This is a genomic window from Sanguibacteroides justesenii (genome assembly GCF_003204205.1).
Taxonomy (GTDB): Bacteria; Bacteroidota; Bacteroidia; order Bacteroidales; family Marinifilaceae; genus Gabonibacter; species Gabonibacter massiliensis.
On the sequence record NZ_QJPL01000008.1, the window covers coordinates 57,295 to 68,406 of the forward strand.

The following is an 11,112-nucleotide window of genomic DNA, read 5'->3' on the forward strand; positions in this document are numbered from 1 at the left end:
TTATGAACAGAATAATAACATATTGTTTATTGATTTCGACGGTGTTTTTCACATCTTGTTCCGATTTTCTGGAACCGAAATCACAGAGTGAATACAGACCTCAAGTCATTCAATCTCTGGATGAATTACTACTGGGAAGTGCTTACCTCAGCCCGGTAGAGATTACCTCCGTTTTTTTATATCCCGTGTTGGGATTATTCGACGACGACGTGTCGACCCGCCCGGATATGAAAGAAGTCAGAGCCGATGACGAAAAAAAATGGAACAAAGCTTTATTAGCCTACTCCTGGTCCAAAGATATGATCCATGAATTCCCGGGTTACAATGTCTACGAAAGTGCCTATAAAATGATTGTCGGGTGTAACGCAGTACTGGATTACATCGATGAAGTTACCGGAACCAGGGAAGAGAAATATGATGTAAGATTACAGGCATTGGCGTTACGGTCTTTTTATTACTTCCATCTGGTAAACCTGTACGGAAAACCCTATTCAAGTAATAAAAACGCCCTGGGTGTCCCGTTAAAGTTAACCTCCAGACTCTCCTCCGAAGCCATTCCCCGCAACACGGTGGGTGAAGTATACGATCAAATCATCGGGGATCTGCTTGAGGCTGAAAAATTAATGAAAACGATGCCCCAAGAAATTCAACGTCGTAAAAATAAACGGGTCAATCTACCATTCATACAATTATTGCTTTCCAGGGTGTATCTCTATATGGAAAACTGGCAGCAAGCTATGATTTACGGAGAAAAGGTTATTTATGATTATGACTATACTCTCCGCGATCTGAATAATATGGAGGATCCCGACCGTTGGTCGTCGGAATCTTATCCGAATTATTTCACATGGGAAAACCCGGAAATGATATTTCTATTGGGAGACCAACGCGATGCCACCTCGTTGGCTCTACTCAGCGTTACCGTAAAATGGATGCAGGAAGGTAAAGAAAAAAGCAAAATCGTGACTACCTGTATCGCCTCAGACGAACTGATTAAAAGTTACGATCCCGCAGATTTAAGAAAAAAACAATATTTGATATGGGAATCTCTTACCAAGGAGGAGACGACTCCCGTTTACAAAATTCCCACGAGTAAATTAAAAGTAGGGACAAATTATTCGTTAAGTTCTGGCTGGGGCAAAGCGTGGGGAATTGCTTTCAAAGTAACAGAAGCCTACCTGAATACGGCAGAAGCCGCAGCCATGTTGTATAAAACCAAGGGAGGAGGGGAATACAAAACGAAAACATTGCAATTAATGGATAATTTACGTTACAAACGATACGAACAGGGAAAATATCATCCCCTCGACATCAGCAACCCGGAAGACCTGGTTGCTTTTGTCCGCGCAGAGCGCCGAAGGGAACTGTGTTTCGAACATCACCGTTGGTTTGATTTACGGCGCTACGGAATGGAAGAAATCCGGCATATATGGTACGATAAAGATCATCGCCCGGTAGAATACGTGTTGAAAAAAAATGACCCCGGTTTTACCTTATTAATACCTAAAGGAGCATTCGAAAGAAATCCCAAATTAATTCAAAATGAAGAACGTCCAAACAATTAAAATCTTAATCATGAATATTATACCCAAAAAATCAGCCTATGGAGCACTGTTATTGCTGTTATCGGTAATAACATCCTGCATGAAAGAAGAAGACATCGGAATTATCGAGAAATCAAGTCTGTTGCGTTTCGAATTCCCTCAAGGGAACAACCCATGGGACAAAGAGATCGAAAAAATCGCTCAAGAATGGGGAATGTATATCATTTACAAAAAGGTGGACAGTACCGACTTGAACCGTTCCTGGACATCCTCGGGCTTTCAAACTCCTATCTGGGTCTGCCAGACGCCGAATGATAACGAGATAAAGATATACCTGGATCTCATTCAGAAGTGGTTGTTGGGCTCTTTGGATAAAGACAAGAGGGAAGACCGGCTGCAATTACCATTTTATCTGTATTTGGTCAATGATTTAAAAGATAATAATCCAAACTCTCCCACCCACGATAAACACGTACAGTTAAAACAAGACGGCTTCGACTACTGGGCGTTGAGTTTTACCTCCGAAGAGCTACAAAACGAATTAACACCCCGGATGATTCATGCGGTGGCCTGCGCATTCAGCTACCCGGCAATGGAGGTACGTTTCCTCAATGGAGAGTACAAAATATCTCCTGATTTTGCCCCGTTAACCCCGGACTACGAAAGCAGAATAGGAACAAGATACTATTCTTTTGAAGCATTTTTTAACGACATGTTCGGGGGAAATGAAAATATGAAAAAGACGGCAGAATACATGTATGACATGATGGTGGGATCCCATGAAAAAGATCCCCAGAACGTGTACACGCGGCGAGGTTTTGCCCCGCAGGTCTCCAAAAGTTTCCTGTTGCTTACAACCAACAGACAGACTTTCGGAGCCCCGACGTGGATGCCATGGATTCTGACGCAAATGGAATTCCCCGGAAGCCCTCCCCTCGTGTTCGATAATAATCCGGAAGGAGGTTCCGTACCGGAAATAAAGGGACGAGTCCTGCAGGACTTCTTAAATACCGTTCGTCTGGCCATGACGTTTCCCGAAGAAACGATCCGGGAGATGTTTCCCGTAGACGCACCTGACCCGCTGGATCAAAAAGGGAATCGGATCATCAATGATAAGTACGATCTGGTCGTCAGGTATATGAAATCCGCTTATAACCTGGATTTACCCAAGTATGCCGCTATTTTAGGGGGAGAGTAGAAAGAAGAAGTTATAACATAAAAATATCACGTAACCTTTTAATAAAGATGAAAAAAATTACATATTACATCCTGTTATCGGGAATCCTAATCTATAGTTGTTCCTCCGGTTATACCATAAACGGAACGGTCGAGAAACAAGATCAAGGAGAAGCATTTATAACCAAAGAAGCTTACAACGGCACAAACGACACGCTGGCGAAAGCGAAGATCGAGAACGGAAAATTTACTCTCTCCGGAAAAGTAGACGGTCCGACTATCGCTTATTTAGCAGTGAGCAACAGGATTGGTGCTATACTTTATTTGGAAAACAAGGCCGTTTATCAAGTAACATCCAAACCCCGCGAGGCATGTACCGTCGAGGGAGGAGGTAAAGATCAACAATTGAGTAGCGACTACATCCAACTGAATACAAAACTGTACAAGGAACTTCAAAAATTGGGAAGAGGATTTGCCCAGGCAGGAAATAGCGGGGATACCTTGAAAAGGAATGAACTATTACGAAGACAAAAGGAACTAATCGAAAATACGGAATTAGCCAAAAAACAATTTTTGGAAAAACACGGTAACTCCTTTTTCGTGTTACACGATCTCGCCCGACGAGCGTTAGGCATGGGAATAGATGAAGTAAAAGTGGCCTTCAATCGCTGTAGCGATGAATTAAAAGCGACAGAACCCGGTAGATACATTATCTCTCTTTTGCCCAAATTAGCAAAGATAGCCATCGGTGCTACAGTTCCTGATTTTACCTCTACAACACCGGAAGGAAAGAAAATCTCTTTGTTTGGTATAAAGGCAAAAGTGAAACTCATCGATTTCTGGTCCTCTACCTGTGGCCTCTGCCGACGGGAAAACCGTCATTATTTACCCATATACGAAAAGTATCATTCTCAAGGTTTTGAAATCGTCGCCTACTCTTTTGACAAAAAACGGGATTTGTGGCTAAAAGCCATGGCTGAAGACGGAATGCCATGGACTCAGGTTTCCGATTTATCGGATCCGAAAATGAAGGTCGTAAAAGAAAATTACGGGGTGTGGTCATTACCCGCAAATCTGTTAGTGGACGAAAACAACCAAGTAATCGCCCGGAACATTAGTAGCGAAGAGTTAAAAGAGTTACTTCCGAAACTTTTAAGAAAATAACAGATAAAAAGTATTTAAAAACTAATTTGAAAAGAATGTTCTTCTCTGACATTCCCTTTTTCGAGTAAAAAAGGAACTGTCTAACTTGTGTTAGGCAGTTCCTTACGTTATACTACAACCATTTCACTAAAGCAAAGTCTTGCCTGTGCGGTAGCAAAGGATTCTTCGGATAAATACGTAGACCTAATGTAAACAGCCCCGGATCATCCGGAGTGATCTCTACCGAATAGAGGGCCTTGCCGTTTTCAAAAGAAATCGGGGCAAAATCATAGGTAGAACGAACGACCATTTTTCCGTTTACCTGTTCCGTAACGATCAACTCGACTCCCACATCGTCGATCGAAAGATCTCCTATATCCAAAAGAACTTTCCCCACGTACGACTTACCTAAAGAGATGATCTGTTTCGACTTATCCGGAAGAGTCAGCGAATCAACAGTTACATTCTCCCATTCGCGTCCGACTTTTTTCTTCCATTCCGCAATCTCTATGGCTAAAGCATCATTATCGGCTATCAATTTATGATACCGACGGGACATCGGCAAGTAAAATTTCTCCTCGTAATCCGTCAACATTCGATTCGAAGTAAAGTTGGAAGCGACCTTGGCTATCGTATTCTTAATATACTCTACCCAGGCCGACGATATGCCGTTTTCTTCTTTGGCATAGAAAACCGGAGCGATCTCAGTCTCAATGATATTATAGATCAATTCTGCATCCAGTTGATTCTGGAACTCTTGATTCTCATAGGTACGTTCCATGGGTAAAGCCCAGCCTGCTCCTTTCTGATAACCTTCCACCCACCAACCGTCCAACACGCTGAAATGCATAACCCCGTTCATAGCCGCTTTTTCCCCGCTCGTACCCGAAGCTTCCTGCGGGCGGGTGGGGGTATTCATCCACACGTCCACCCCCTGCACCATCCGGCGGGCCAAATCCATATCGTAATTAGGCAAAAAGACGATCTTCCCTAAAAATTGCGGATACTTGGAAACCTCCACGATTCGCTTGATCAAATCCTGCCCCGCCTGATCTGCCGGATGGGCTTTCCCGGCAAATATGAACTGCACCGGACGATCCGGATTATTGACAATCTCGTTCAAACGATCCAAATTGCTAAACAGAAGATGGGCTCGTTTGTAAGTGGCAAAACGCCGGGCAAAACCGATAGTCAAAATATCATCCCGCAGCTTATCTTTAATCTCTACCAACTCTTTCGGGGTAAAATAGGCCGTATCTCCTCCATCGGCTAAACGACGTTTAATATGACGTATCAACCGGCTCCTCAATACTCCCCGTACTCCCATGATCCGTTCGTTATCCACCTGATATATCCCTTCAAAGCAGGAGCGGTCGTAATGATGGGTTTTAAACTTCTCCCCGAAAACCTTCTGATGAATCGCTTTCCATTCGGGAGCTGTCCAAGTAGGGTAATGGACTCCATTCGTCACATAACTGATATGCAGCTCTTCAGGCATATATCCCGGCCACAAACCTTTAAATATTTCCCTGGTTACCTTCCCGTGCAACCAACTGACCCCATTCACTTCCTGTGACAAATTAGCCGCCAAAAAGCTCATGGAGAATTTTTCGTTCGGATCTCCCGCATTGATTCTTCCTAAAGCCAACAACTGTTCCCAAGTTATTTTCAACCGGTCGGGAAAATAGGAAAGATACCCCCTCAACAAATTCTCCGTGAAAGCATCGTGTCCTGCCGGCACGGGCGTATGCGTCGTAAACAGCGATGATGCGCGAACGACCTCCATCGCCTCGGAGAAAGCAAGGTTCTCATTCTCCACGTACTCCCTCAACCGTTCCAACCCGGTAAAAGCAGCATGCCCCTCGTTACAATGGTATACATCAGCAGAAATATTCAACTTACGCAAAGCCTGAATACCTCCCAACCCCAATAACAACTCCTGCTTCAAACGGTTTTCCCAATCTCCGCCATATAAATAATGTGTAATACAACGATCACCTTCCTGGTTATCCTCGAAGTCGGTATCCAACAAATAAAGCTCCACTCTCCCCACATCAACCCGCCAAATCCGGGCCGATACGTTACGTCCCGGAAAAGCCAGGCTTACCGTCAACCAATTCCCCTCTTTATCCCGTACGGGATTAACCGGAATTTTCATAAAATCTTGCGCTTCGTATTCCGCTTCCTGATTCCCTGCTGCCGAGAATTTTTGTGTAAAATAACCGTACCGGTATAACAAACCGACACCGGTAATCCGGGTTTGTTTATCACTTGCCTCCTTTAAATAGTCTCCTGCCAATACCCCGAGTCCACCGGAATAGATCTTCAAAGAAGCATGCAACCCGTATTCCATGCTAAAATAAGCGATAGAGGGATCGTTCATCTTCTTTTTCCCCTCCATATAATCCTTAAATTTAGCATAAACACTCTCCAAACGCTGCACGAACTCTCCGTCCTTTTCCAGCTCTTTGTAACGATTCAAAGAGATCTTATCCAAAAGGGCGATCGGGTTATGGCGTGTCAGCATCCACTGTAACGGATCTACACTCTTAAACAGATCCACGGCCTCCTCATTCCAACACCACCATAAGTTATTGGCCAACTGTTCCAAAGCACACAAGCGCTCCGGAATAGACCTGTGAATAATCACGCTCACCCAGGTCGGCGTAGTGTTAATCATCTGTTTGTCGATAAACGCTACCTCTTCCGCCTCGTTCACCGGCATATCTTCGATTCTCAAAGCTACCTTCTGTAAAGCAATTTCGTAGGCTTTATGGTAATAAGTAATCAGATGCTCCCATAAAGCAATCCGGGACACCTCTTTTGCATTCTCTTGGTACTTAAGGTATTTATCCGGAGCCAACGCAGCTATATATTTCATTTTATCTGCAATCTCATGCACCACGGCCTCGTTGTTTCGATCATCCCGAGAAATAACATCTATTCCGGGATGCTCCTTGGAATAATGAGTTTCCACCCATAACCCGAAGCCGGCTAAAGTGGTAGTAATCGAAGGAACCTTAAACGCCAGACTCTCTAAAGGAGTATACCCCCAAGGCTCGTAATAGGATGGAAACACTGTCAAATCCATACCCACTAACAAATCATAATAAGGCACGTCGAATACCCCATCGCTCCCGTTCAAATAACTGGGACTGAAAAACACCTTTACTCGATTCTCTTCCCGGTTCAACAGTTGTTCCTCGGCAAACTTCAACAATATCGGATCATGCTCCGGGTCCGTCAATATATGGGTTACATAAGGATGTACAACCTCTACAGCCTGATAAGGCTTCTCCAGATTATTTATTAACTCCGTATTCACCCCTTGATGTCCGGCCGGTACTAAAATAAAAGCTACAATCTCTTTCGTATTCTCCCGATCCCGATTCAGTTGTCCCAGAGCCTCGATAAATACATCGATACCTTTATTTTTAAATTCGTAACGCCCGCTAATTCCAACGATAAAAGCATCCTCAGAAATGGCCCTTCCGGCTAATGCCTGTGCTACCTTCAATAACTTCTTTCTTCCGGCTTCTCTCTTCTCTAAGTAAATGTCATCCGGAGGAGTAAAACTATTCTCAAATCCGTTCGGGGTAATCATATCCACCTTTTTCCCGAGGAAATGGGCACACTCGACAGCCGTGATCTCACTCACCGTTGTAAAACAATCCGCAAATTCGGCCGCCTTGCTCTCCATTGACTGTTTTGCTTCCACCTGAAAACGATGAGCGACCTCAGCCGGATTATACTGTTGTATGTGATCGTATAGAGGCAAACCGTTTCCCGCAATACTCCGTCCCAACACGGTGGCATGAGTAGTAAAAACGCATCCTACCTGCGGGAGAACATCTTTCAGATAAAGAAGACCGCTACCCGTCATCCACTCGTGAAATTGAGCAATGACATGTTGGCGGGAAGAGGCATTGTAGCGTACAAAACTCTCTATGACTTTTCCTGCCGTGTAACCGAACAGAACAGGTTCGATATAATCCCACTGTCCGGTCAAGGAGTCCAATCGGAATTTTTCCCAAAAAGAGGTCAATATCTGATCTTTTTGGGCAATGAATGTGGTAAAATCAACTAATATCACCACCGGATTTCCCGCGATATTCCAACGTCCGACTTTTATTCGCAACCCTTCACGAGATACTTTGGCCCTCCACGATTTAAACAAATGCGGATCCTCCGTAAACTCCGGATTCGGTTCATTGTACCTCCATACATCCGGCCCTATCAGGATATGATTATTTTTGAACTCTCGGGCCATACTTAAGGCTTTCGTGGAAATAACAGTGTGTATACCACCAACTTTATTACACACCTCCCAACTCACCTCAAACAAATAGGCGGGATTTTTCAATTTTATATTGTTCATGTTTTAGTTTTAAATTACAAATACAGATCGGCATTATTACACCGCTAACCCATACATCGTAGCTTTTGGTTATTTAAGATTATTTTTTCTTTTTAGTTACCGTATTCTTCGTTTTCTTCTCTACTTTTTTCCCCTTATCTTCTAACTCCTTTCCAGCTTTTACCTCCTTTCCAGCTTTTTCCGCAGAAACGACATACGTTTTCTCTTTAGGCTTGGTAGATCTTGCAACCTTCTTTTCGGGAGGTGTTTTACCCTCCTGCATTATTTCTCTCTTCGATACAATATTACTCTTTTTTTCCAAATCATCAACCCTTATGATAAAATCACTCAATACATTCATATAATTAACAAAGGCTTCATAAGGCGATTCGTATGGCGAACTATGACGACGGAAATCTCCATCGGAAAAAAGCTTGGTCCCCATATAATAAAAATGATCGCTTGCTTGCAGACGTTTATAATCCTCATTCAATACGGGATCATTGATACGCTTCACTCTCTTCTGAATCTTATACAACTCTTCAAAAGCCTCGACCTGCAACTCATTACCCAACCATCCGGTGATATCCCGTTCTTCATCTGCCCAGGATATCGGGAAAGGTACATGCAAAGGAGCTACCGGCTGATGTTTCTTAACAACCTCTTTAGGAGTCAAGAATTCAAAATCAGTCGAAGCAAACACAGCCTCAGGTAAATGCCGCATAAAATCAAAAATACCGCTCTCTTGTGATTGATACTCTCCAAAAGTTTCATAATTCATAAACAAATTGACGATTTCACTCTCCCGGACACTCTCTTTTAACCAACCGGCATACTTTTCCGCTGTCAGAGGCCATTCGCTCCAGCTCCGATCCGAAAAACGCATGGTAATATCATCACTCAACCTGGAGTTTTTCAATAACAATTTTAATTTGGGATTGATCGAATTGGTATATAGAAAATTCGGACTCTTCCATCCCAACACGTGTTTTGCCCCATCCGTCAACATGGCTTCATACCCCATTGCCGCCACTCGCTCGCCAATCTGATCCGAATAGATCAAAGAGGAGTTACGCAAGGTTACCGGACGTTGTCCGAACAACTCTTTTACCTTGCGTGCATGCTGTTTCACCTGGGCTTCGAATTCATCGGTAGAGGACAACGAGGCCAAGGAATGGGCGTAAGTTTCCGCCAGAAATTCAACGCATCCCGTCGCCGCCAATTGCTTAAAACTCTCGATCACCTCCGGAGCATGTAATTCGAATTGCTCCATAGCAGAACCCGAAATAGAAAAGCTTATTTTAAAATTACCCCCGTAACGTTGGATCAACTCTAACATCAACGCATTCATCGGTAAATAACAATTCTCCGAGACTCGGCGTATCGTGGAACGATTGATATAATTATCAAAATAATCACTGCGTTTCCCAATATCAAAGAAACGGTATTTTCTTAGCCGAACCGGCTGATGTATCTGGAAATAGAAACATAATGTCTTTCTCATAACCTTATATTTTATTTATTTTTATTTACTTACAACCTTTTTTCATCCCTTTCCGTCCTCAACGTCCCGCGTTAAACTCATTAACAAGCTCTTCATAAATGAATTTAATTTTTAAAGCCGCATTTCTCCATTTCAATTGATTTACTTCATCCAATCCCTCACGGCCTGCTAACACGGACAATGCCGGATAAGCCAGCAGGCCGTATATGGCATCGGCCATAGCATCCACATCCCAATAATCCACCTTTATCGAATGTTTTAATACCTCTGCCACACCCGATTGTTTGGATATGATGGTCGGCACTCCGGAACGCATCGCCTCCAACGGCGTAATACCGAACGGTTCAGATACGGAAGGCATCACGTATACATCACTATAAGCAAACATCTTCGGAACCTCCTCACCATACAGGAAGCCGGTGAAATGGAAATGAGTAGCCATCTTCAATTGTGCCACCCGGCGAATCGAACGATTCAACATATCCCCGCTTCCGGCCATAACGAAACGTACGTTCGGATAACGTTGCAAAACTTTATAAGCCGCCTCTATAAAATATTCCGGTCCTTTTTGGTAGGTGATCCGGCCTAAAAAAGTAACGATTTTCTCTTCCACGCCGCGTTCCACCTCGACCTCTTCACGAGACTGAAAATCTACCGCATTATGAACGGTCACCACCTTCTCCGGATTTATCCCGTACCGATTAATGACTATATTCCGGGTCAGATTGCTCACGGTAATCACCCGGTCAGCTTCCTCCATACCCTTGCGTTCAATATCGTACACCTGCTGGTTCACCCGTTCACCGCTACGGTCAAATTCCGTCGCATGTACATGGATCACCAAAGGCTTGCCCGATATCTTTTTGGCCACGATCCCGGCGGTATAGGTCAACCAATCATGGGCATGGATCACATCGAACTGCTCTTTGGCGGCAACCGTCCCGGCAACCATCGCGTAACGGGCCACCTCTTCCATCAAATTAGCTCCATATTTGCCGGAAAACTGAAATTTATTTCGAAAAGATATTTTCTCCTCTTTTTCCCCGACCTTCAACGTTTGATGAACACTTCTTTCAAATGCCTCCGGATCGAGATAAGGAACCAGATTGGAATCGATCTCCATAAAATGAATATTCTTCCAATACTCTTCCAGATCGGAACACGTATTCACGACCTCAACATCACTCGCATTAATAATTCTCACGGCACTTTGATCCTCATCACCCCCGGCTTTCGGCATCACAAACATTATTTCGACCCCGTATTCGGCCAATCCTTTCGTTAAACCGAAAGAGGCAGTTCCCAATCCTCCCGAAATATGAGGAGGAAACTCCCAACCAAACATCAATACTCTTGTACTCATATCATAACTCGATTTCAAAATTTGA

The 11,112-nt window shown here is 43.7% G+C and carries 6 protein-coding genes; 3 read left to right on the forward strand and 3 right to left on the reverse strand.

The features are described 5' to 3' along the window. The first annotated feature begins 2 nt into the window (after window positions 1–2). The 3 genes from DMB45_RS12695 to DMB45_RS12705 are packed head-to-tail and all read left to right on the forward strand — an operon-like array spanning window position 3 to window position 3,884. On the forward strand, window positions 3–1,565 hold the full coding sequence (locus tag DMB45_RS12695) for a RagB/SusD family nutrient uptake outer membrane protein (protein ID WP_041504569.1): 1,563 nt from the start codon (window positions 3–5) through the stop codon (window positions 1,563–1,565). Window positions 1,566–1,575: 10 nt separating this feature from the next. After that, window positions 1,576–2,742: a hypothetical protein gene (locus tag DMB45_RS12700; RefSeq protein ID WP_052634900.1), complete on the forward strand. Its 1,167-nt coding sequence runs from the start codon at window positions 1,576–1,578 to the stop codon at window positions 2,740–2,742. Window positions 2,743–2,789: 47 nt separating this feature from the next. Next, window positions 2,790–3,884 carry a TlpA disulfide reductase family protein gene (locus DMB45_RS12705; RefSeq protein ID WP_041504570.1) on the forward strand — a complete coding sequence of 365 codons (1,095 nt, stop codon included), beginning with the start codon at window positions 2,790–2,792 and terminating at the stop codon, window positions 3,882–3,884. A 112-nt stretch (window positions 3,885–3,996) separates the two neighbouring features. Here DMB45_RS12705 and glgP read toward each other — a convergent pair whose 3' ends face one another. The 3 genes from glgP to DMB45_RS12720 form a co-directional block, all read right to left on the reverse strand. Further along, a complete protein-coding gene (glgP, locus tag DMB45_RS12710) occupies window positions 3,997–8,241 on the reverse strand; it encodes an alpha-glucan family phosphorylase (protein ID WP_041504571.1) in 4,245 nt (1,414 codons plus the stop codon). Between the two features lie 79 nt (window positions 8,242–8,320). Continuing rightward, window positions 8,321–9,724, reverse strand: a complete 1,404-nt coding sequence (locus DMB45_RS12715) for a glycoside hydrolase family 57 protein (protein ID WP_110688825.1) — start codon at window positions 9,722–9,724, stop codon at window positions 8,321–8,323. A 58-nt stretch (window positions 9,725–9,782) separates the two neighbouring features. Next, window positions 9,783–11,087, reverse strand: a complete 1,305-nt coding sequence (locus DMB45_RS12720) for a glycosyltransferase family 4 protein (protein WP_110688826.1) — start codon at window positions 11,085–11,087, stop codon at window positions 9,783–9,785. Window positions 11,088–11,112: the final 25 nt, after the last annotated feature.